General features: G+C 39.2%; 31 protein-coding genes and 1 pseudogene. 2 read left to right on the top strand and 30 right to left on the bottom strand.

Annotated features, from left to right (window positions below):
- Positions 1–3: 3 nt before the first annotated feature.
- Complete coding sequence (locus MKX75_RS11665) at positions 4–363, bottom strand: NIPSNAP family protein (protein WP_260986500.1); 360 nt, start codon at positions 361–363, stop codon at positions 4–6.
- 34 nt (positions 364–397) lie between these two features.
- Positions 398–1,276 carry a methyltransferase domain-containing protein gene (locus MKX75_RS11660; RefSeq protein WP_339169679.1) on the bottom strand — a complete coding sequence of 293 codons (879 nt, stop codon included), beginning with the start codon at positions 1,274–1,276 and terminating at the stop codon, positions 398–400.
- A gap of 450 nt (positions 1,277–1,726) precedes the next feature.
- Between MKX75_RS11660 and MKX75_RS11655 the strand changes: the two genes are divergently transcribed.
- Positions 1,727–2,314: an SMI1/KNR4 family protein gene (locus tag MKX75_RS11655; RefSeq protein ID WP_145147034.1), complete on the top strand. Its 588-nt coding sequence runs from the start codon at positions 1,727–1,729 to the stop codon at positions 2,312–2,314.
- Positions 2,315–2,447: 133 nt separating this feature from the next.
- Here MKX75_RS11655 and MKX75_RS11650 read toward each other — a convergent pair whose 3' ends face one another.
- The 7 genes from MKX75_RS11650 to MKX75_RS11620 all read right to left on the bottom strand — a co-directional run bounded on the left by MKX75_RS11650 (position 2,448) and on the right by MKX75_RS11620 (position 5,984).
- A complete protein-coding gene (locus MKX75_RS11650) occupies positions 2,448–2,990 on the bottom strand; it encodes a GNAT family protein (protein ID WP_145147032.1) in 543 nt (180 codons plus the stop codon).
- A gap of 23 nt (positions 2,991–3,013) precedes the next feature.
- Positions 3,014–3,499 (bottom strand): N-acetyltransferase family protein, encoded by a 486-nt coding sequence (locus MKX75_RS11645; RefSeq protein ID WP_339169678.1) that lies wholly within the window; start codon positions 3,497–3,499, stop codon positions 3,014–3,016.
- Between the two features lie 73 nt (positions 3,500–3,572).
- Positions 3,573–3,926, bottom strand: coding sequence for a DUF952 domain-containing protein (locus MKX75_RS11640; protein WP_339169677.1), 354 nt, complete (start codon positions 3,924–3,926; stop codon positions 3,573–3,575).
- Positions 3,927–3,955: 29 nt separating this feature from the next.
- Positions 3,956–4,486, bottom strand: coding sequence for an AAA family ATPase (locus MKX75_RS11635; protein WP_339169676.1), 531 nt, complete (start codon positions 4,484–4,486; stop codon positions 3,956–3,958).
- A gap of 53 nt (positions 4,487–4,539) precedes the next feature.
- Positions 4,540–5,100 (bottom strand): GNAT family protein, encoded by a 561-nt coding sequence (locus MKX75_RS11630; protein WP_339169675.1) that lies wholly within the window; start codon positions 5,098–5,100, stop codon positions 4,540–4,542.
- 37 nt (positions 5,101–5,137) lie between these two features.
- Positions 5,138–5,422, bottom strand: a complete 285-nt coding sequence (locus MKX75_RS11625; protein WP_339169674.1) for a hypothetical protein — start codon at positions 5,420–5,422, stop codon at positions 5,138–5,140.
- 82 nt (positions 5,423–5,504) lie between these two features.
- On the bottom strand, positions 5,505–5,984 hold the full coding sequence (locus MKX75_RS11620; RefSeq protein ID WP_339170436.1) for a GNAT family N-acetyltransferase: 480 nt from the start codon (positions 5,982–5,984) through the stop codon (positions 5,505–5,507).
- Between the two features lie 907 nt (positions 5,985–6,891).
- On the opposite strand from MKX75_RS11620, the gene MKX75_RS11615 reads away from it, so the two are divergent.
- Positions 6,892–7,341, top strand: a complete 450-nt coding sequence (locus tag MKX75_RS11615) for a DUF1569 domain-containing protein (RefSeq protein WP_339169673.1) — start codon at positions 6,892–6,894, stop codon at positions 7,339–7,341.
- Here the strand turns inward: MKX75_RS11615 and MKX75_RS11610 are convergent.
- The 21 genes and pseudogenes from MKX75_RS11610 to MKX75_RS11510 form a co-directional block, all read right to left on the bottom strand.
- Positions 7,321–7,902: an HAD-IA family hydrolase gene (locus MKX75_RS11610; RefSeq protein WP_339169671.1), complete on the bottom strand. Its 582-nt coding sequence runs from the start codon at positions 7,900–7,902 to the stop codon at positions 7,321–7,323. The two genes, MKX75_RS11615 and MKX75_RS11610, sit on opposite strands and share 21 nt — an antisense overlap.
- 240 nt (positions 7,903–8,142) lie before the next feature.
- Positions 8,143–8,685: an AAA family ATPase gene (locus tag MKX75_RS11605; protein ID WP_339169670.1), complete on the bottom strand. Its 543-nt coding sequence runs from the start codon at positions 8,683–8,685 to the stop codon at positions 8,143–8,145.
- Between the two features lie 147 nt (positions 8,686–8,832).
- Positions 8,833–9,000: pseudogene (locus MKX75_RS11600) on the bottom strand (DUF4180 domain-containing protein); the annotation flags it as partial.
- Positions 9,000–9,566, bottom strand: a complete 567-nt coding sequence (locus MKX75_RS11595; protein ID WP_339169669.1) for a histidine phosphatase family protein — start codon at positions 9,564–9,566, stop codon at positions 9,000–9,002. The gene MKX75_RS11595 and the pseudogene MKX75_RS11600, both read right to left, overlap by 1 nt.
- Positions 9,567–9,633: 67 nt before the next feature.
- Complete coding sequence (locus MKX75_RS11590) at positions 9,634–10,170, bottom strand: hypothetical protein (RefSeq protein WP_339169668.1); 537 nt, start codon at positions 10,168–10,170, stop codon at positions 9,634–9,636.
- A 66-nt stretch (positions 10,171–10,236) separates the two neighbouring features.
- Positions 10,237–10,659, bottom strand: coding sequence for a hypothetical protein (locus MKX75_RS11585; RefSeq protein ID WP_339169667.1), 423 nt, complete (start codon positions 10,657–10,659; stop codon positions 10,237–10,239).
- Between the two features lie 164 nt (positions 10,660–10,823).
- On the bottom strand, positions 10,824–11,477 hold the full coding sequence (locus MKX75_RS11580) for a lysozyme inhibitor LprI family protein (RefSeq protein ID WP_145147012.1): 654 nt from the start codon (positions 11,475–11,477) through the stop codon (positions 10,824–10,826).
- A gap of 215 nt (positions 11,478–11,692) precedes the next feature.
- Positions 11,693–12,463 (bottom strand): nucleotidyltransferase domain-containing protein, encoded by a 771-nt coding sequence (locus MKX75_RS11575; protein WP_339169665.1) that lies wholly within the window; start codon positions 12,461–12,463, stop codon positions 11,693–11,695.
- Positions 12,464–12,529: 66 nt separating this feature from the next.
- Positions 12,530–13,147, bottom strand: coding sequence for a Type 1 glutamine amidotransferase-like domain-containing protein (locus MKX75_RS11570; RefSeq protein WP_339169664.1), 618 nt, complete (start codon positions 13,145–13,147; stop codon positions 12,530–12,532).
- A 213-nt stretch (positions 13,148–13,360) separates the two neighbouring features.
- Positions 13,361–13,858, bottom strand: coding sequence for a DUF2716 domain-containing protein (locus tag MKX75_RS11565; RefSeq protein WP_339169663.1), 498 nt, complete (start codon positions 13,856–13,858; stop codon positions 13,361–13,363).
- 174 nt (positions 13,859–14,032) lie between these two features.
- The gene (locus tag MKX75_RS11560; RefSeq protein ID WP_339169662.1) at positions 14,033–14,338 is read right to left on the bottom strand and encodes a hypothetical protein; all 306 of its coding nucleotides are present in this window, start codon (positions 14,336–14,338) and stop codon (positions 14,033–14,035) included.
- A gap of 166 nt (positions 14,339–14,504) precedes the next feature.
- Complete coding sequence (locus MKX75_RS11555) at positions 14,505–14,873, bottom strand: hypothetical protein (RefSeq protein ID WP_339169661.1); 369 nt, start codon at positions 14,871–14,873, stop codon at positions 14,505–14,507.
- A gap of 45 nt (positions 14,874–14,918) precedes the next feature.
- Positions 14,919–15,164: a hypothetical protein gene (locus MKX75_RS11550; protein ID WP_339169659.1), complete on the bottom strand. Its 246-nt coding sequence runs from the start codon at positions 15,162–15,164 to the stop codon at positions 14,919–14,921.
- Between the two features lie 168 nt (positions 15,165–15,332).
- A complete protein-coding gene (locus MKX75_RS11545; RefSeq protein WP_339169658.1) occupies positions 15,333–15,878 on the bottom strand; it encodes a 2'-5' RNA ligase family protein in 546 nt (181 codons plus the stop codon).
- A 195-nt stretch (positions 15,879–16,073) separates the two neighbouring features.
- Positions 16,074–16,520: a DinB family protein gene (locus MKX75_RS11540; protein WP_339169656.1), complete on the bottom strand. Its 447-nt coding sequence runs from the start codon at positions 16,518–16,520 to the stop codon at positions 16,074–16,076.
- A gap of 225 nt (positions 16,521–16,745) precedes the next feature.
- Positions 16,746–17,195: a hypothetical protein gene (locus tag MKX75_RS11535; protein WP_339169655.1), complete on the bottom strand. Its 450-nt coding sequence runs from the start codon at positions 17,193–17,195 to the stop codon at positions 16,746–16,748.
- 426 nt (positions 17,196–17,621) lie between these two features.
- The gene (locus MKX75_RS11530) at positions 17,622–18,719 is read right to left on the bottom strand and encodes a Gfo/Idh/MocA family oxidoreductase (protein WP_339169654.1); all 1,098 of its coding nucleotides are present in this window, start codon (positions 18,717–18,719) and stop codon (positions 17,622–17,624) included.
- A gap of 58 nt (positions 18,720–18,777) precedes the next feature.
- Positions 18,778–19,950 carry a Gfo/Idh/MocA family oxidoreductase gene (locus tag MKX75_RS11525; protein WP_076330735.1) on the bottom strand — a complete coding sequence of 391 codons (1,173 nt, stop codon included), beginning with the start codon at positions 19,948–19,950 and terminating at the stop codon, positions 18,778–18,780.
- Positions 19,947–20,861 carry a sugar phosphate isomerase/epimerase family protein gene (locus MKX75_RS11520; protein WP_339170433.1) on the bottom strand — a complete coding sequence of 305 codons (915 nt, stop codon included), beginning with the start codon at positions 20,859–20,861 and terminating at the stop codon, positions 19,947–19,949. The genes MKX75_RS11525 and MKX75_RS11520 overlap by 4 nt, the downstream gene beginning before the upstream one ends.
- A 330-nt stretch (positions 20,862–21,191) precedes the next feature.
- The gene (locus MKX75_RS11515) at positions 21,192–21,689 is read right to left on the bottom strand and encodes a metallophosphoesterase (protein WP_076330734.1); all 498 of its coding nucleotides are present in this window, start codon (positions 21,687–21,689) and stop codon (positions 21,192–21,194) included.
- Between the two features lie 217 nt (positions 21,690–21,906).
- Entirely contained in the window at positions 21,907–22,341 is a 435-nt protein-coding gene (locus MKX75_RS11510; protein ID WP_076330733.1) for an Rrf2 family transcriptional regulator, read from the bottom strand.
- Positions 22,342–22,343 lie beyond the last annotated feature (2 nt).

The following is a 22,343-nucleotide window of genomic DNA, read 5'->3' as shown; positions in this document are numbered from 1 at the left end:
ATTTCACTTCAAGATCGTTTGTTCGCGATCTACTGTCGATCTGAAAAACGCTTGCCTAATCTCGTCACGAAATACTTCTTTATACCGATGTTTTCCGATTTGGTCAAAACGGGCTTGAACTCGCTTTACGTGTTCTGTATCTGATTTTATCTTTTTCTCAATCTCTTCGTATTGTTCAAGGGTATCGTATTCCCACATCGCAAAAATTTCACTGGTTTCATCATCGATTGGTGTGTGCCATCTCCCAATAAGTCTTGATCCGTATTTCAATTGAGATGGTAGCAAAATATCATTAAATAGAGCGTTGAACTCTTCTACAAAAGAAGTCGCAATAATATAGGTTTTTCTCCGATATATCATCATGTGTGCCTCCTTATGTGTAATAGAAACAGTTCACCTATCTCGTAACGATTCCCGATGTAATTTTCATATTAGGAGCATAGGTTAGCCATGAGTTCTCACTGAAATTCTTAGTAAAAACACTCTCTGCCTCATATTGTCGATTCGCTTCTTCTGGATTCAGTCCTCTTTCAATCAGTTGAGCAACTACTTCATTTCTTGCATTCGGTTCTTGTCCCAGTCCTTCTTCTTTTAATGCATGAAAAAGCTTTTCCTTATCCGAATCTGCCATGTGTTGATCTAAGAAGTTAACCTTGTCACTCATCCGGCATTCTACATTTCTCACGCCAAGTTGACTAAGCAGAATTGGGATTTTCATTCCCATATTTCCGTCTTTACCACTCCGCTTGGTATCCTCCTCGAACAATTTTTGGAGAACATCAAGCTGAATAATCTTCGATTGTTCAAGTCCATGCAATTCAAAGTTTGACATATTAGCGATCCAATGAGGTTCAAAGCATATGATTCTACCCTCATCTACTACACTGTCGATCATCTTCTGAATAATAGTGACAGGCTCCGTCATATGTAATAAGAAGGCATGACTCATAGCAATATCGTATTGGCGTTCCACTTGCACCGTTTCAATGTCATCTACTATAAAAGTCGTTTGAAAAGAGGTCTTTGAGAAAATATCTTGGGCCTGCTTAATCAATTCTTTTCCTTTGTCCAATCCGGTATAGGTTGATCCTTCGGGTAATAAAGGAAGTAGCTTCAGGCCAAGATAGCCAAAACCACATCCATAGTCGATAATATCTACCGACTTTTCAATCTTCCATACACGTTGAACCAAAAACTTAAGATAATCATCGTTATAGTAAAGCCATCGCGTATTCTTCAGATATTCGATTTGGTCATCCCAATAGTAATCAGACAAAGTGAACTCCCTCCCCCATATGGTGTAATCGTATTCATAAATAATCAAAAATTATAGGAGATTTTCACTCACTCATATCCTGGTTGATGAGCTAGTGAGCAGAACCCTCATAAAATGCCTATCATATGTATTAAATTGCCGTGCAACATATGTAATGACAATGTATTCCGCTCCTCTATATCGTCACTATAAGACTAACCATTCCAATTACTTACATAATTGTACTACGAAAGCATGGGAGGGTCTATCCAACCTTAGCAGTTAATCCCATGCACCTTTATCACCAGACCTAAAATTAAACCTTGTAGTTGCCAATAAACTAGAGAAAAATGATAAACTGATCATAGTATACATAACATATTGTAGGGGAAAGATTTTTCACACCAACGCAGTACCTTTACTTTATCTGCGTATATTTGCTTTATATTTTATGATTGGGAGGTCAACATAATGGATTTGGTGAACAAATTTTTAAATGGATTAAGAGCAGCATTATCACCAGAAGAACTTGAGGAACTGAATACAGCGAGCAGTGCTACAAAAGAAGATATAAATACATTACGATCAAAATATCCAAATTGTCCAGAATCACTCATCGGTTTACTTGAAAATATTGATGGTACATATTGGAGGAAGTACGGAGATAGAGAAATTACGGTTTGTATTCTTGGCTCAGATGTTGAAGAAGGTAGATATCCATATTATTTACTCTCTACCCAACAAATGCTCGAAAGTTCAAAAAATGAAGAAGACGTCTCTTATCTTTTAGAATACGAAGATGAAGAGGATGCCGTTGACTCTAAGATCAATCGTGAGGGGCTTCTTCCAGGGAAATATATTCATTTTTCAGACTGTATGAACAATGGTGGAACATCCAGACTTTATATTGATTTTAACCCTACTGATGAAGGTGTACGTGGTCAAATCGTTCGCTTTTTGCACGACCCTGACGAATACGTAGTGATTGCAAACAGCTTTGACGAGTATTTACAGGGGCTTATTGACAGTGGTTTTGTTTTTCTAAACGAAGAAGAGTAACTTCGGTAGGTTTGTTTAAAGTTAAACATAGATTGGCTTAGATGAATAAAAGGGGCAGCTTTTTCGCTGTCTCTTTTACAATAAAGTTGTTTCCTCTCAAATTGATCTTTTATATCACGGATGCCTTCTGAGACTATGACTGCTCATATTCAGTTTTTAAGATACTCATGCAAACACCATCCCAGTATTTCCCCTTTTTATATATCTTCTTTCTATATCTTCCCTCTTCTTTAAAGCCACATTTTAAATAACACTTGTAAGCAATCTCATTGTACTCATACACTTCAAGTTCTAATCTATTTAAATTCAGCTCTTCGAAGACAAACTTCTGTAGTATACGAATGGCTTCACTCCCATAACCTTTACCTAGAAATTCTTTTCTTCCTATTACAATTGCTAAAGATGCAAAGCGGTTTTTCCAATCAATTTTGTACAGATCAATCTGACCTATATATTCTAACGAGTCTTTCAACCCGATAATAAAACTTTTATTTGAAGACTTGCCTTCAACCATTGTTCTGAAAAAGGATTCCGTCTCATATCTCGAATGAGGATACAAAAAATTATCTGATAAAGTCCCTGTGATTTCCGGATCATTCACCCATTGTTTGATGTAATCCACATCAGAATCCTGGTATTCTCTTAACACAATTCTTTCTCCATAAATACGAGACATCGTTAACCCCCCCAACAATCCAATTACAATATCTTTTGGAAACTTCCAATATCCAGTTTTCTATCAAATTTATATCCGATCTCTTTAAATAGAGCACATTGCTCATATCCATTTCTCTCGAATAATGATTTGCTTCTGGTATTCTCCATGCAAATCGTCGCAATTAACGTATGGAATCCTTGTTCTTTTGCAACCATCTCAATAAAACTTAATGCTTGTTTCCCCAAGCCTTTTCCCAAAATGTCGGGCTTCAGATATATGGTGACTTCTCCGCAAATATCATATGCCTGTTTACTCTTATATTGGGTGATCAGTACATAGCCCATCATTTGATTGTTTTCAAGAATTACGTAAGTTTTATATCGGGTATCCTTGTTCATGACAGAGGTTTTAATCTGATCAAGATCTAATTCCTCCGTATGAAACGAAATGGTTGTGTTCAATACATAGTAGTTATAAATAGCTCTAATTTCAGGGAGGTGCTGCTCGGTTACTTCTTCAAAAGTCACTATCGTCAATGACCATCCATCCTCTTCTATTCATTTATTCAACGATATCAGCGTCTATCTATGAACTTCGAACTCACTGTATTTTCTCTAAATCAGCAGGTAGCGAAAATCTCCCTTCTTCATTAGGCTCAAAATCATATGTATGAATTACCGCGTCTAGATTTAACTCATCGTAAATATGAGGATATTCCCTGCCTTCATTATACAGATCTTCCCATACAACTTTGGATTTTATTTTAGATGCATCCAAGCCTAGTAATACTAACCCCTTTGTCCCATGGTAATTATAATTAGCCACAGCTACAATCTTATCTACAGGTGAGCAATGAATGAAACCTTCTTTTTCTAAGGATGCTGCTCTGTATACCCCATTGATCAACGCGGCTTCCCATTCTTTTCTTAAGAGTACATGTACAATCATCATCATAAACCCCTCCTATTAAAAACGAATGGTAATTAATTGGATAGGACTTTCGTCAATATGATATCTATGATTTCACTGGTCTCCAGATGGTCTGTAGCGATGTGGGTTTGAAATTGTTCATCCTTGAAAGCCTCAACACACTTTGGTGCTTGTTGATACTGCCAGCCTCCATATTCATCTCCGCGTTTAGCCAAACGATGATAAATCGTCTCTTCTGTGGCCGTTAGGCAAAAATGATGAATGTCCTGATCGATCTCTTTTAACCCGCTATAAATGTAATGAAAGTTTTCCTCTTTATAGATGGTCATGGGGATGATTAAGTGTTTGTTGTATTTTTGCTTTACTTCTTTAGCCGTCTTTACGGTTAGAATTCTCCATAGTTCAATATCTTGAAAATCATCCGTCCGTTCCCTTTCCTCTCTACAATTCTCCGGTAGAAGTTTTCTGAGCATATAACCAATTTCTTCTGGATCGTAGATCATACTGTTGGAAACCAAAGGCTGAAGCGCTTCTGCTGCCGAAGTTTTTCCGGAACCAAATGCTCCGTTAATCATGATGATCATTTCATCACTCCAATCTGAATGTTACAAAAGAGCACAACCATGGAGTCGAGATTTTACTTCCAAGGGTATGCTCCTTCTACATTAAGTAACGTTTTTTTCCATTCATCTTCCAAAATGCTCATCTCGATTAGATTCCAGAATGTATCTTCATATCTTCTGGCATCGCGAATAAGTCCTTCTTGCACGAAACCCGCTTTTTCATAACATCGGATGGCTGAGACATTAAAATCAAATACGCCCAGACTGATCCGGTGTAACTTTTCCTCTTCGAATCCAATTCGAAGTGCTTCATCGATCATTTGCTTCCCATATCCTTTACCCTGATATGGTTTGCCAAGGAGCACCTTACCAATGCGCCCTGAACGATTATATCGATCGATACCACCCAGAGCAATATGGCCCACAATCTCCTGAGTGGATTCATCCACCACTTTATATATGAACTTATTCGAAGTGTTCTTATCATTCGCACCATCCAAATAATCAGATAGTTGTTCCCTGGAAAGTGGATAATGAAACTGAGGCCCGGCCCACTGGAGCAGAAACGCTTCATCCCCACTCCATTCGATCAGTTGATCAAAATCTTCCGGTTCAAAGTATTGAAATGTAATCATGTATATCTGCCCCTTCCTTTTTATGTTATATCATATACTACTTCTGTTCTCTTGTATCATCATAATTTTGAGTTTCATCAAACGCTCTGTTTCTTATATTCATTTCACGGATGGAATTCTGAACCCAATTCATTCTAGCTAATAAACAGATAACTCCACCCAAAATACATATCGCTCCAATCCAATAATTCAGTTCAAGATTTACTTGATAATCACTCGGAGTATAACTGCCAGCTGCCGCTGACTGAAATGCCGCGTACCCTAATTTTGGAATCACCTCTTCAATTATGTTCGAGATCGTAATAATAACAATTCCTAACATGATAAATAGTAATGAGAAAACAATGTGTAAATGCTTCAGGACAATCAACCTCCCTACGATCCAAATCGCGTGTGTTTTGGCTCTACTTATAACTTAGAAGCCGAACGACTTCGCCATCGATTAGTTCCTCACTTACTCTGTGAAAACCAAGTGATTCATACAGATTCCCTGCGATACCATTTTCCGGCCTGTGTCCAATCATGATACGTTTACATTTTAGCGATTCTTTCATTAGATCAATCAACTGCCTCAATGATTCTTTTCCATAACCTCTGCCCTGATATTTTGTATCTACCATTAGAGCAAGAAGCCAGTAGTTATCCTCATGATCCGGCTGATCTGAGTACACAGCAAATCCAACCAGATCCGAATCATAATAGATGGCCATAGGTTGAAAATCGGTCACTACTTTGGATTCAGCAATCCAATATACAACCGGAGCGGGAAAACTTTTTTTCTGTTCTTCAGTTACATTCAGTTGAGTACATGCATACCAATTATCCACCGATACAGGTTTTAAATGAATCATAGTTTGAAATTCCTCCTCGTGAAAATTACGCAGAGGAATCCCTCGGAACCCTTCCTTGGGTCCTCTGCGCTAGACAAAAACACCTCTGGCAACTCCATTTCTTCTACTCATATTCATATTGTTTCTCATACGACATCACTCCTTTCACGTTGTTGTGCAAACCTCTTGCGACACGGGCTATCTTACACGTTTTATACAAAACGAGTCTGTAAAGTCCACTCCAACCTCCGTAGCCACTCGTCCTTTACATCTGTATTTGCGTACTTGATTCGATTTATTATATGTATCACTTTGGATGTTGAATAAGCCTTGATTAAATCGTTTGTTATTGGAAGATCTGAATGTTCTTTATACGCGTTCAAGAAAACTTCTGACAGTTCCTTAGCGAAGTGCGGATAGTAAAGATTCACAAACCATATGACCCACGCAACATCATACAAGGGATGGCCCCATGCTGCCCATTCCCAATCAATAATATGCATCGAATCATTGGAGATAAGTACATTATGTGGCCCCTAATCTCCATGAATTAAGGTTGATTTTCCTGTACCCGGTACACTAAGAACATGTTCGACCAATTTCTTCAAATGGTCAGGAACAAGATCGTGCTCATCAGCTTTGGGATCAAACAGGTTCATAAGCGGCAAATCCAATTCATAATTATCTCTGATGAGAGAATGTACGTCTCTGGCTAGAAATGTTCCAAGTCGCTCAAATGAGGAGTCATTCCAGCACTGTCTAAAAAGGTTAGACAACTAACTTCTGTCTTGTATCTATACTTTTATTACTTCAAACTGGAGAAACAAAAAATCTAATCATTGTTAAATCGATTTAAATTGGTTAAAATACCCATACTGTCATATTCTCGATTTCAACTTCCGAAACCTCTAATCGCTATGGAAAAGTGAAATCAAAAAAGATGGATGATTGGAGTGTTCTTATGAAAAGTATCTTTAATAAAACCCATGCTGTAGAAATCGTGAAGCGTATTGATCGACTCCGTGCGAATACCAAACCTGAATGGGGTAGCATGCAGGCTGCTCAAATGCTGGCTCACTGCTCGGCATTCCAAGATATTCCCATGGGGAACGCTTTTCCACCTAGAGGATTGCTGGGGAGGTTCGTTGGGAGATTTGCCAAATCGATGTTTTATAATGAAAAGCCATTACCTCATAATATGTCGACCATCCCAACAATTATCATAGAAGACAACAGAGAGTTTATGGTAGAGAAAGAGGAACTGAAACAAAAGATTGCAACTTTCCAACGTGGTGGTCCAGAAAAATGCTCCACTCACCCTCACCCTTTCTTCGGAAAATTAACACCTGAGCAATGGGGTATAGGCATCTATAAACATTTAGATCATCATCTAAAGCAATTTGGAGTGTAGTTCGTTTATCCAATTACAATGTTCATCTGCAAGTATTGTAGTCCACCCAAGAGCTTTCGCAGATTTCAAATTTTTCTCTTGATCATCTATAAATAAAACCTCTTCTCCAACAGGCAAAAAGGAGTCAACAAGTTTGTATATCTCAATATCAGGTTTGCATAAACCAACTTGATTAGAGATCGTTACACTTTTCGCAAATTTGTTAATACTACTCATATTCGGCTCTATCCATTCCTTGCAATGATTGCTTAGTAGATGAATATCAGCAAGTTTACTCCATCCTTCAAGATATTGAGAAGCCGGTAACGGAATTATTGCATTTAATATTATTTCCTTAGCTCTGTTTAGTGGTACTGTAGGATACGTCTCGATTAACCATTCCCAAAACTGTTCTTCTTTCATACTTCCCATCCAAAGCCCTCTTTTAATGCCTTTGAAATGCTCTTTCAATGTATCTGCGGATAGATTAAATTCCTGAGCCATATCTTCCCAGCAAGTAACTGACATGTTACTTAACAAAATACCTGCGATATCTAAAACAATTTGTGGCCTGCCTTTCATTTTATCATCTCCCGAAATTCTAACCTATTTCAACACTTCACTTTACGTCCTCATTTTTTAAAAAGACTTCCAATAACATAATATTGCTATCAGATATTATGGGGAAAGTTTAGGGGCTTGTTTTGTATTTCGTGAGAAGCTTCCGCAAAGATCACTCTAGCGTGCTAATCTTTTTTACCCCTCTCAGATAGTTAAAAAGCTGGAATACCATGTTATTGGATGCCCCAGCTTCGTTGAGTATTATTTGTTAGTATCCAATGTTTCATGACGTGATTTGAATAGGAAAGTAATAATCATTTCTGCACACTCTTCCGGTGTATTCACACTCGTATCAACCGAATAACTATAGTGAATGTTGGATGCCATGATTTTATTTTGCTCATCGGATTGATCTTCTCTTCGATCCCCACGTTCGATATTCCGCTGACGACAAATGTCCATAGGACAATACAACTCAACGATATCTAATGGATATCCGTCAAAAATGTTTTTGACTTGTTCATAATGTGGCGTGAGCTCAGGTCTCTCGACAAGTATGCCATCGATCAGAACATGCTTCCCGCTATCCGAAAATAACTTTGCCGTGTGATACATCATAATGATGGCTTCACTAAGATACTTCCAGTAATCCGTCTGGAGATGTTTATCTCCGATTGTATTTTCAAAAAGATCATTAGCCACAACGTAGAAAAATGGATCAGAGTAGTCTTGCATTGCTTCTACGATTGAAGTTTTACCAGAACTGGTTACACCGTTCAAAAATATAATTTTGCCTTTTTCCATCGTAATCATCTTCCTTTTACTGAGGTAATATTTAATAAAAGTATCACTGTGAAATACATTGATTTGATACTGCTCTATAGAAATGAGCATCGAAATAGGCAGGAATGTCATTATAGAACGCTTTCAGAATACATCAAGTGAATTCGCTTAAGCCTTGCTCAGTTTCTCAATAGCCTGATCTTCATCAGGCAGGAAGAATATATCTTTTCCATTATTGCTTTCATATATGAAATCCTTAAGGCTCTTACTCGAATAATACGAAAAATCACCAATGATTGCGATCTTGGTTTGGTAGTTAATGAACTTTTGAAGGACTATTCATTCCACAGTCTTATTACATCTATTAATTCAAAATTTTCAAAACGTAATTTATATATATCTGGTTTCTTTAATTGATCTAAAAAATTCAAACCATAACTTGAATCAAAATAATTCATCATCAAAGTCATTACAAGTCCATGTGTACCAATAGCTATTTTCTTCCCAGCGTGTTCTTTTAATATATTTTTAAGCACTGATATCGATCTATTCTGACAATCAGCATTAGACTCCCCACCTGGTAAAAAATAATCAAAATCATTAAATTTATCTCTAATAACTGACATTAACTCAGTGTTATCAATAATTTCTTCAGCAAAAAACCTTTCCCTTAGATCTTCATATGTTTTGATATCTAATTCAAAGTATTGTGCCAATCCCTCAACACTAAGGATTGCCCGGTTATACGGGCTGGATATAATAACATCTATTCCTTCTACTTTAAGTATTTCAGTAACTTTCTCAACATCCCTCTTGCCCTTCGTGGTGAGTCCTCTAGTAATTTCGCTTCCTTCATCGTATGGTGATTCAGCATGCCTAACCATATAGATGGTGGCCTTCATATGATATGATCCTCCTTGGAATGCTACCGTATGATATTACTGTGACTAACAACGTTCGCGCTGGATATCAGCTCTTTATCTTATCACATATGATGTTAACTATTTCCTCAATAGGTAGCAGACCATCAATAATCAGATCCGAATTCGGTTTTATCGTCTTCAACATACTTTCATATCCACTTCTCCCGCCTGATAAATAAAGACTTAAATCATCTAAAATAGATTCTGCATTCTTGTCTCTAAAATCTCTTAATATTCTTCTTGCCATTGCTATATCAAGAGGTGTATCTATGAAAATAGTCAGATCAATATTTTTCAATTTGTCGTGTAACCTTGCAAATGGATAATCCAACAATATGAATTCCGTTCCTTCTGAAGAAATAAGATTTGTCAAATCAGAAATTAGTGGCTCTAGGTTCCACTCATTACAATCAGCGCCTCGCTCAACCCAGTTAACAACATCGTCGGGTCCTTCTAAATCATACTCATCAAAATATAAGGTCGTCGAATTATTTAGCACTTGGGTTAGACGTGTCGTAATAGTGGTTTTCCCTCCCCCTGATACTGCTGCAATAGCAATGATCTTAGGCTTTTTAATTCCCATTGTTCCTCAGCCTCCTGGTGTAAATCACTGGATGTTTTTTCGAATTTCAAGAGTTTCGTCTAACATTCAACTATATTTCTTTTTTAATATTTCTAAATACTCAAGTGGGACTTCCGTAATTTTAGAAATGTCTGATGTTTCAAATCCTAGTTTCAGAGCCCTTCTTGCAACCTTCAAGTTATGCTTCACCTTGGTAATCCTATCTTTAAGTAACACGTCTCCAAAATCCAGATAATCATCAGCTATCTCACCGTTCAAAAAGAACTCTATATCATAATTTCCTATTTGCTCTTCTATGTAAAAGATATTAATCGAGCAAAATACCACTGCTTCTGTTGTATTAAAACTATATTTCAGGTATATGGCACGCTCTTCAAGACTTATAAATTCATCATATAACTTTCCCATAAAAGTATCATGATAATCGCTTTTGTTTTCATCACGCCAATTTCTATAGGTCTTCCAGTAATTCTCTTTCGTTCGTTTCATCGCACTATGGTTGCTGATCTACGATAACGTTCCTGTATTCATAAACCCAAAGGGTTGTCTGCTGAATTTCCTCTTCGTAATCCATCCCACAGCTTGAATACATTGTAATGTACCATTACTGAATTCGAAGCATCACCTAAAAACCTTTGATCCAGATTCCAACTCTATTTTTTACTTTGGTATAAAAACTCAACTTCAGCATCTAACAAATATCGATATTCAAATAATTGCATTGTTCTTTCCCTAATTCTCTCCCTTATAACCTTGCCTAGGCTTACCGATCCTTGTGATCCTAGGTAACCATTATTAATAAATGTCTTCTCTACAAATTTTGATTCCCTTGAGTGATACTGTAGCCATTCTTTCTGAGATTCAATTAGTGCTTCTCTTGGTTCTTCATCCAACTTAGAAAGAAGTTTTTTATAGATTTGTTTCAACTCTTTATCCCAAATCTCTGTATATTTGCTTTCCAACGCCCCCCATTCCAATGTTGTAATAATCTCTTTGGAATTTTGAAATTCATTAAATTCCACTTCATAATCATGATCTATAGGATTTCGAAGCATTTCATCATAAAGATCTCCAGTCAAATCATAGTTCCCAATACTCATGGATAACACTTGATTGATAGAAGGATCTGATTGACCTTCAGTTATTTCTTTCAATTCTGTTCGATTACCTGTACTCAATACATCAGGAGGCAGTTCAGAATTCATTATTGATTTAGTTTCGCTGTTCAAGGTAGTCAATTGACTACTATTTTGGCAGGATGAAAACACTATCGTGATAAAAAATAATAAGAGTATCTTCCCTTTCATAAATTAATCTCCTTTAATGGCGCATAAAGTTACTGTATCTACAACGTCCCACTGAGCGACCAATGGGAGCGGCCGAGATGCGGTTAAGTCGGTACGGATGCGTCCGCTGATTCTCTTCCCTGCCATTCCCCTTCGGCGGACCGAGGAGCCTTTAGGCTCTAGGGGCTGGAAGTGTTCACTCGCTTCTCAGAGTGACTACGATTGTTAATATATTGTTAGTCAAATGAATTTCTGGAAGCAGCCATTGTATGTAAAGCGTTCTCAAAATAGCGATATACTTCATCTGCAATTCTCAAAAACTCTTCAACAAGTACATTGCTGCTATCCAAGTAACAAGCATATAAATACTCAACTAAAGCGGAGTCAATATTGCAATAGTTTAATATGGCATTCTTCATCTTAATGATTTCATCTTCCCATACCCCTGAATCTTCTAATACCAAAGAGTATAATGCACGAATTAATCTCTTAGAGTAACCTTTAATATATCTAGTTTTCATTGAGTGATCACTAACATTAGAAAGTGAACGATGTACACGATCTACTTCCTCCTTGGTATCTGTATTTAAGTCTAAAATGAATTCTGGAGAAATTATGATCGGGGGTACTTTTTCACCAATGTCCTCACCATGTATGCAAACACAAATGATCTTAATCCAAAAACCCCAATCATTCGGTCTACTTAATACATCATCAATCGAGCAAATGATCGTATCCATCTTAGTGACGAATGGATATTCTTCCAAAAGCCTATCTTTAATCATTGACAATCTTTCGTAATCAATATCTTCGGGATTTGCACATACAATAGTAAAGTCTGCATCTGACTTAAAAGGTTGAGCTGTTCCTTTGGGAATCGAGCCACACATATAAATGCTATGAATCTTACCTTTAAATTCGTTAAGTAACTGATCTATATACTTATCAACCAAATCCTTATATTCACTTTGTATTGCAATTCTATTTATAACTTTTTCTAATATCATATAGACTCCTCCTAAAATATGAGCTTCTTCGAGCTATATATAATGAATTTACGACTTTCAATGTGCTTAGTTTATTAAAATTGAGATATATTCTTCATCTTTAAGCCTTGTCACCTTACAGTTCTCACTACATTCAAATTCTACTATTCTCTCTTCAATTGTTTTATTAGTATCATCTTTAAATATGTCCTCTCGATCATAGTGAGGAAAAATAAGCTTGTCGGTTACACCTAATGCCTTAAAATCCGTTAAATTCATGGTGTTCATCTGTGGAGTAAAGAAATCGACAATGTTAATATTCGGCCCCAGTAATAACGTTCCTGCACTTACTCCAACTATAATTACATGCTGTGCGGCCAGTGTTTTAATAATTTCATCCGCACCGCTTTTCTTCGCGTAATACAATAATGTAAATGGATTCCCACCATTGATATATATAACATCTCTATGTAAGAGAATTTGCGGGTCATCAAATTCTATATCTACAAAATTGATATGCTGAAATCCCATGTCCTTAAACTCTTGCATTGCTCTTTGTGCATATCTATTAGTTTCTTTTCTAGGGGATGCTGTTGTAATAATTGAGACTTTTAATTGAGAAATATCTCCATCAATAAAATCCAGAAATTGATTTTTAATATCTTCAGTATAAAAACCACAAGAGGTTAGTAACAAGCTACTCATTGACATCCCCGTCCTTAACTAATAGTTTATCTAATCTTTATAATTTAATTAAGCATTCCCCTGATTTCATCTAACGTTCCAGTATTCATGAACCCGGAAGGGGTTGTCTGCTGAAATCCCTCCTCGAAATCCATCCCGCAGACCAAGGTTCCATAAAGAGCAACAGCGTGAATATTATGTTATATATAGTAGGCCGCTTCTTCGAATACTCCTTCAAGTATTTCTTCTTAATTCCTGATTAAATAGCTTTGGTTTATTTGTTTCTATAGCTCTTAATAGTTCTTCTCCAAAAATACAAATTGATTTCTCCCATGGGTGACCTAAATACCCCCATGAAAAATCCTTCTCAATAAAAAAGTAGTAGTCCCCATTGGGATATAAAGGGATCGGCCATTCATTCAGCTCATTCTTGGGGCTATCAAGCCGTGGGTTAAACAAATATGATTCATGCTGCCAATCAAGCACATACAAATAATCATCTTCATCAGAGGACTCAATCATAGCCTTTGTTATACATGTCTCTAAATCACTATATAACTTCTCGAAATTTGGTCCATATAGATGAGCAATATTATAAACAATAAAGGGACTAGGCGGAGTAAAACTTGGCCATTCTTCCTTATGAATACTGGGTTTAAAATTAAAGTCTTTACATACTCTCTCCCATAATTGATAGTCAAGAGAAGAATCGATCTCCATCCAATTCTTCATGGAATCACACCCTCATATATTATTATTTTCCGGCCTATTGCATATAACGTTTCTGTATTCACAACTCAGCGTATGCCGGATCAAGGGCGTATGCTGAGTTGTGAATATTATGTTATAGGATATCAGTATCTTCATCGAATTCGCTCACTCTTACTTATCTCTTCAAATTTCAGATTAATTCCTCTCTTCACTTCTCTTCATGTCATTTCGATAAGCCTCTATATATTCCTTATATTCTTCTAGATCGGAACAATCAAACCATCCACTCTTATTGTTAATTTCATATAGCAATGCATATCCGTAGTACTGGATCAAGAAACCCCAACCCACATCGTATATAACGGCTTCGAGAATCTGACAAAAATCAAATAATTTTTCAACTTGCTCTTTAGTCATTAAATCTTTCTGTAAATAGCTTGTTCCGTCTGGCTCTGGATATCTGCGATAAGCGTACCAATCATCTTTACTAATTTGCTCCATAATTTGTTTTATACCTTCTTCAAGTTTTATTAAGGGTCCCCGCTGATTCCCTATAACGTTCCTGTATTAACGACTCGACGCATGTCGAGTGTCCGGCGAATGGCGGACCCAGGACGCATGTCCGCAGCGTGAATATTATCCGATGGATACTGACTTCTTCGTCTAATCAATCAAAGTTATTAATCATAAATGAACGCAATCCTTGAATGAAGAATTTTACATCATCTTGATTAAAAGTATCCCAATGACCGTGAGTTGCTTTATTTCTCAAGTCAGCCCAAGCAGTAATTTGTTTTTGAGTTAGTTTATTATAAATTTCATTCTTGGCTAGATCAGCGTTCATCTTATCTAATTTAGGTCTATCACCTATTTCTATTTCAGCTTTCAAACATAACTTTCTTAAAGCATCCTCAAGTACACAACCTGTAATTACCGCTGCCGGTTGAAAATATCCATTATTCAACAAGTATTCTGCTTGTTCCAAGAAATCATCAAAGATTTCTGCTTCGATGATTTTTTTTAAATCTAGCATCATACCAAATTCATAATCCTCTTTAGCCGATTTAAGAACTCCAAGTATCTATGAAGACGGATCATAAGATAAATATGTATGAGGTCCAACAATGCTCTCAATCCGTTTTAAATGCACACTATTTAATCCAAATAATCTTTGGATTAAATTCTCAGTACTTGAAAGCCATTGTACTGCTAATTCTTGATCTACTTGATCATCACCAAATTCATTGTATGATCTAGTAGATAGTACTCTTTGACCTGAATGGATTAATGAATTAAATCTTTCAATCAACTTTTCTTCTATCTTCATCGCATCTTCCCCCTAGTTATATTTACAGTATCTTTCGGATAACATTCCTGTATTCACGACCCGACGCATGTCGGGTGTCCGGCGTATGCCGGACCAAGAGCGCATGCCCGCAGCGTGAATAATATGTTAGATGATATCATTGCCTGCACCGATTATCTTACAAATGTCTTATAAAAGTGCCTTACTAATTACTGTTTCAATCACTCTTTTATTATTCTGATGTATGATTTTGATCAATGATATTTCTTGTACTTCAGTCTGCATACTCTCTAATCTTTTTGTAGTGAAATGTAATGCTTCTAAAAGTTTTTGATCGTCTAAGTGGTTGGCAATCGTACAATGGGGTATCCATCTTTCAGGGTGATACATCATATTGGAAAAAGCATTATATTTCTTGAAGTGGTTATGATAATTAGAGTGAAAGTCTATAAGTTCCTTTGTCGGATTCGGAGATAAAAACAAAGCTCCGCTGTTCATAAAACTTCCTAATGTATTGTAGCTAAGATACATTCTTGGAACCGATTTATAATAACAATCAAACAAACCTTTATACTCAGATACCTTTAGCTCTGAATAATCCGCTAGTGTTATATGTGGTTTTCTATTCTCAATCTCATATGCGTAGTTAGATATACCATTATCACTTAATTCCTTCCAAAGCGTTTTAATAATCCTTTCTGTTTGTGAATCAAAATAAAGAACTACTCCATACAAAATTAAATCCCTACTTTCTACTGTATGTATTCAATAAATACTAATAAGAGTTTTTACATTCTGCAATGATTTCATCTAACGTTCCTGTATTCGCGACTTGACGCATGTCGAGTGTCCGGCAAACGCCGGACCAAGGGCGTTTGCCCGCTGCGTGAATATGATGTTATAGGATGTCCATGTCTTCTATGAATCACCTCACCCTAATAGGTTTTCTATTTGTTTCTTATGATGTTCATCATGATGTACGAATATTTTCAGATATCTTTCATAGGTATAAGGCCGTTTATCATTTCCTATAAAAAATCGAATTTCTGAATGATCTACCTTATGGAATTGGTTGACTAAATGAGTTCGAGTTTCGATAAAGGTTTTAATCATACTTTCTCTGTCTGTAAATTCCTTTGCCTTCTCTATCGCTTTTACATTATGAGTATCATGATCGACGAACTCTGGAAGTCTCACTTGATCTTTTATGTGTGGGAGCATCGTATTCAAAGTATACGTATCCCAATTCCATAGATGGGCCACGACTTCCTTCACAGTCCATTTTCCAGGAGAGATCAGCTTTTGCCAAGTCATATCATCAATTGATTTTACAAATTCATTGAAATTTTCAAACTGATCTAATAGTTTCTTGTTCATCTTCTTTAATCCCTCCTGAGTTGACTTTACATGGATTTCCTATAACGTTCTTGTATTCACGAACCCGAAAGCCTTAAACGACGGCAGGGAGTGGGTCGAAGACTTAGGTTTGCAGGGTTGTCTGACTGCATGCGCTTCCTGCTAAATCTCCAGTCAGACCAAGGGGGCGAATGCCACACTGCGTGAATATATTGTTATACGACGCTTCGGACTACCACGATTACACTACAAAATTTTCTTGAATCCTAAGTCCTTACATATGACAAATGACTTTCCTAATATTGCTACTTTTAATTCTTCATGATCTGATTTGAGTTGTAGTATGTTTGGATTAAGATGATTCCTTTCTAGCACTTCCTTGTATGTTTTAATAATTGTCTCTGGTCCTTTGGCCAGAAGTCCCTGTTGTTGGTTTAGGAGCCATTCAAGTGATCCATTCATAAAATGTTGAAATTCAATCCATTTGTCTGTCACTTTTTGATGTTCAATTAATAGTTCTCCAATGACTTTAAAAACTTCATTTGATACCCCTTTGAAATATAATTCAGTCGTTGGTTCAAGATATTCGAGTAATAATGGATGATTAGTCTCCAGTTCTATATCTTCAATAAAATCTAAAGTAATTTTATAATCTCTAACTTGTTTAAATTCAACTTCCCATTTTTGAATGATCAAATCGGTAAAATATAAAAAAACATGGAACTCAACGATTAAGTCTTCACCGGTCTCTTTGGTGATGACTGGACGAAGATAAACGTCATCTTCAAATATCGCATTTTGAAACTCCTTTTGAAATATCTGATAAATGGTTCTTCACCAACTTTCCCGAATTGTCGTATAACATGATATCTACGAACTTCGAAAATACCTCTCTTTTTAACGAATATCTACATATAATATAACCCATATTAATTCATCTGCGAAGTCACGAACGTACTCAAAAAAGCAGCCCGAGTAAACTGTCCTATATGTTAGCTATATAACTAACACGTAGGATGCAGTTCACACCTGGGCTGCTCTTTCCACACTCAACAATAGAAGAATCGCCTATAACCTTCAGTGATCAAACTTTTCTCCCCTTGCGCTCCTTCACGAAAATATTTACTTCGCCACGCTACTCCAGACCACACGCTCGCTCATCGCTTTATGCTGTGCAATCAGACAGAGTTCTGCCGCTTTGAAGGCATGTTCCTGCGTCATGGCTGTCTCGGTTCGATCCAGACAGTCACGAATGAGCTGACCGAAGAACGGATAACCGACTTTGCCCTTCACACTGTAGCGAAACTCGCCTTCATGGTTTACCAGATAGACCTGATCACCTTCCGGTTCTCTCGCAACATCAATATACTTCCGCAGCTCGATATAACCGTCCGTTCCCAGAATTACTGTACGCCCATCGCCCCATGTGCCCAGACCATCCGGTGTGAACCAGTCCACTCGGAAGTAACCGGAAGCTCCGTTGTCCCCGATCAGCGAAGCTTCGCCGAAGTCTTCCAGTTCCGGGAACTGTGGGTGATTGAAGTTATGCACACGACTGAACCCAACCTCAGCGTCCGTACATGATGCAAAGGTCAGAAATTGTTCGATCTGGTGACTCCCGATATCACAGAGAATGCCGCCATACTGCTCATGCTTGAAGAACCATTCCGGTCGTCCACCCGCATTCAATCGATGCGGGCCTGTACCCATAACTTGCACTACTTTGCCGATTGCCCCTTGTTCAATGAGCTGCCCCGCATAGATCGCACTTTCTACATGCAGTCGTTCACTGTAATACACCATGTACTTCTTGCCTGTTCGCATCACTTCTTCTCGTGCAAGCTTTAATTGCTCCAGCGTGGTGAACGGGGCTTTGTCTGTAAAATAATCCTTGCCTGCGGCCAATACTCTCATACCCAGCGGTGCACGATCTGAAGTGATTGCTGCACTTGCCACCAATAACACCTCATCATCTGCTAGTACTTCCGCTTCGGATGCTGCGACTTGAGCCTGTGGGAACTGCTTCCGAAATGCCTCTACCTTCGCCGGGTCCGGATCATATACCCATTTGAGGGTAGCCCCGGCCTCCAACAATCCCCCAACCATGCCGTAGACATGCCCATGATCCAGCGCAACAGCAGCAATCGTGAACTCACCCGGACCACATACGACCTCTTTTGTTACACTTTTTGGTGCATAGAACATCCCGTCTTTAGCCATGTCATCCCATCCCCATTATAAAATTTTCAATAAAATGAATTCGTCTTATATATCTTCTTTATTTAAACGTCTGACTCAGATCAGCAGGTTGACTGCCACTGAATGCCTTGTCTTTCTTCGTCGTTGAACCAGCAATGCGTTCCTGCAGATGCTCGTAGAACAGATCCTCATCGATCGGCAGATCGACCCAATTATCCGTCCAAGTAGACAGCAGCATCGCGTTCGACAATGTTAATCCGTGTATACCATCCTCACCGGGAGCAATGAGTGGTGCGCCTGTACGAATCGCATCAACCCAGTTGCGAATCAGACCCGGGTGCCCCGTTTCAACACCTGTAATCGGGATTTCACATTTCCAACATTCTGGCTGTCCAAAACCTCCGGTAAACCGCTGATTGAATTCAGGTTCAGATTCCCGAAGTCGCCAGAACGTAAGTTTTCCGTCTTCGATCACGATTTTACCTCGGTCTCCGTTGACCTCGAATCGGTTCGTACCTGGTGCTTCGCCAGTAGTCGTTACAAAGACACCTGTTGCTCCATTTTCATACTCCACATAAGCGGTTACATCATCTTCCACTTCAATGTTCCGATACTTGCCAAACGAACAGAAAGCACGCATGCGTACCGGCATCATGCCAATGGTCCACTGCCACAAGTCCAGTTGATGCGGGTCCTGGTTAATCAGCACACCGCCGCCTTCACCTGCCCAAGTTGCCCGCCAGCCGCCGGAATCATAGTAACTCTGGGATCGGTACCAGTTTGTAATAATCCAGTTGGTACGCCGTACCTCTCCCAGTTCCCCCGAAGCAATTAAATCTCTCAGTTTAATGTAGAGTGGGTTGGTCCGCTGGTTGTACATCATGGAAAAGACTTTACCGCTCGCTGCGGCCGCTTCATTCATCTTGCGTACCTGCTTCGTATACACGCCGGCTGGCTTCTCGATCATGACATGCAAGCCATGCTGGAACGCCTGAATGGCCTGTTCCGGATGATCATAGTGCGGCGTTGCAATAATGACTGCATCAATCGTACCCGAAGCCATCATCTGCTCAGCATCCTGCCAATAGGTTACCGTTGCTGGAAGATGACTGGATACCCAGCTCTCCATCTCTCTTCTTACATCACATACGGCGACCAGCTCTGCACCGGGTACCTCTCCGGCAACCAACGTTCTGGCATGTGCTGCTCCCATGTTTCCTATACCAATCACCGCTACTCGCACGATACTCATGACTGCTCCTCCTCGTCCACACGACGCTCAATTTCGGCGAAAACGTCTGCAAAATGCTGTAACATCGCCTTGGATTCCAAGGCACCACTAAAGTCCTCTATTCCGTAATATCCGTCATACCCGACGGCACGAAGATCCCGTACCATCTGTACCCAATCGACCATGCCTTCAGTCAAAGGAGTCCAGTGACATTTCCAGGTTGTATTCAGAGCCACTCCGCTGCTCTTCTCAGTCACATTAGCCTCTTGCGAATCATTCGCTTCTGCTTCAAACCACCCGGCATTCTTCACATGCACATGAGCCAGATACGGACCTAGCAACTCAAGTCCCATCCGGTGATTCTCATATCCTTCATGCACCATATTGCCTGGATCGTATAATACACCCACATGCTGCGGGTCCAGCGATTGCACAAGTCGATAGGCCAGCGATGCCGTTGGTGCAATGGTCTGATGATGCGTTTCTACGAGGGCCTTGATGTTGTACTGTTTAGCCAGCTCCTGTACTTCACTCAGGTATTGAACGGCTTTACGATACAATTCAGGATAGTTGGTCTTGCGATCATATCCCGGAACACCCACACGCATCATTGATGCTCCTAATCCAGCCGCAGCCTGAAACGCCTGCTCGGTTGCAGACAAATCTCCACAGTTCAGATACGGCACCAATGCAATGGATGTTCTACCTTGCCCTACTGCAGCTTCACCGAAAACTGGAATCTGTTCCTGCCAGCGGCTCGGATCTACCGAACATCGATTATTTCTCCAGTAAGAAGGCTCCTCGGATATCGCATCTTCAGGAATGCCGTGGAATCTCCACTCAATTCCATCGATCCCTGCTGCTGCCGCTGCCAATGCCAATTCTTCTGCATTCAGATCAGGGGTTGCCACGGTGAATACAGACAGTTTCATCATGATCCATCTCCTTATGTAAACGTATTCATTTTATGTCGTAAAGGCATTGTATCACTCCACTGAACGTCGCCATAGAGGGAAACGCCAACAGATGAATGACAGATAACGAACAGGGCACATTCCCCATTCAGAGATAACTTCCCAAGAGGATGATATGTTCTCAAATCAAAAAAGACATCCTTGGAACAGATTCAATTCTGTTCAAAGATGCCTTGTACAATAATTTTATATAGGATGTTTGAGGAAAAAGGGCCCTATCAGTTATCCAGGCGCAATTTCAGTAGCTGGTTCTTGTACTCGTACAATTTGCAACCCGTGCCTCTCTCTCTAATCCCGGTCAAAGAACACGTGTTCAGCCTTTATTTTCCCCTGATCTATCGTCATGATGCCGAATGAATATTGCTTCTGAAAACGCCGATCCGTAGGCGACCCAGGATTAAATACCAGTGTATTGTCCACGGTATGCATCACCGGAATGTGTGAGTGTCCGTAGATCACAGCATCCACATGTTGGCCTGCAAAGGTATGAATTGCATTCTGCTCTGTACCCTTCGACCCTAGATGGCCGTGCACAAGACCCAGACGAAGTCCTTCCACTTCAACAATACGGGAATATCCCAGTTTTTCAGCGATTTCGGACGGGTCCGTATTACCTGCTACTCCTTCAACTGGTGCATACTCACTAAGTAATGGATGTACACTCCAATCCGACCAGTCACCGGCATGAAGAATGAGATCTGCACTCGGCAATACATCAAGGAGTTGAGTTGGTAACTTGCGTGATTTTCGTGAACAATGCGTGTCGGAGATGACAACAATTTTCATATAACAACCCACCTTTCCTTTAAGAGGTCGTTCAAAAAGTCCGCTTTTGATTACGAAGGATGCCTAACGGCATCGCAGCATCGAATATGGAATTCAGCCGAAATGTCCGTTGCTCACGTAGTTTCCTACGCTCCGCTACTCCATTTCTAGCTTCATCCCATCTGCTCGGTACTGAAAACCACCCTTTTTGAACATTCACTTTTTTCTTTGTTGCAATCTACTCTGTCTGCGATGGGACAGCTAACATCTGGGAACTGGATCGTTCCATATCTTCGAGCGTAATGGATGCAAAGAACTGCTCCACCTTGGCCTCGGCAACCTGATACAGATTGGTTAGCAGGCTGTCTATATGCAAGCCCACCTCACAATCCGGGTTACAATTGCCGTGAATCGGAAACAGTGGACCTTCATCCTTGGCTGCCTGATAGATCATCGCTAATGTAATTTCACTTGATGGCTTCGCCAGATAGAAGCCTCTTGTTCCAGGAGAGGAATTCACCAATCCTGCCTTTTTCAGCCCGCCCAGAATCCGTCTCACGACCACAGGGTTGGTATTCACGCTACCTGCAATATGTGCAGACGTGATTCGTTCAGGCGCGCTGAGTGACAATAACAACAAACAATGCACACTGACCGAAAAATGAGTACTCATGA

Source organism: Paenibacillus sp. FSL R5-0341 (genome assembly GCF_037975235.1).
In the GTDB taxonomy this organism is placed as follows: Bacteria; Bacillota; Bacilli; order Paenibacillales; family Paenibacillaceae; genus Paenibacillus; species Paenibacillus amylolyticus_A.
Note: the sequence above shows the minus strand (reverse complement) of the source record. Positions and strands in the feature narration are given on the sequence as shown.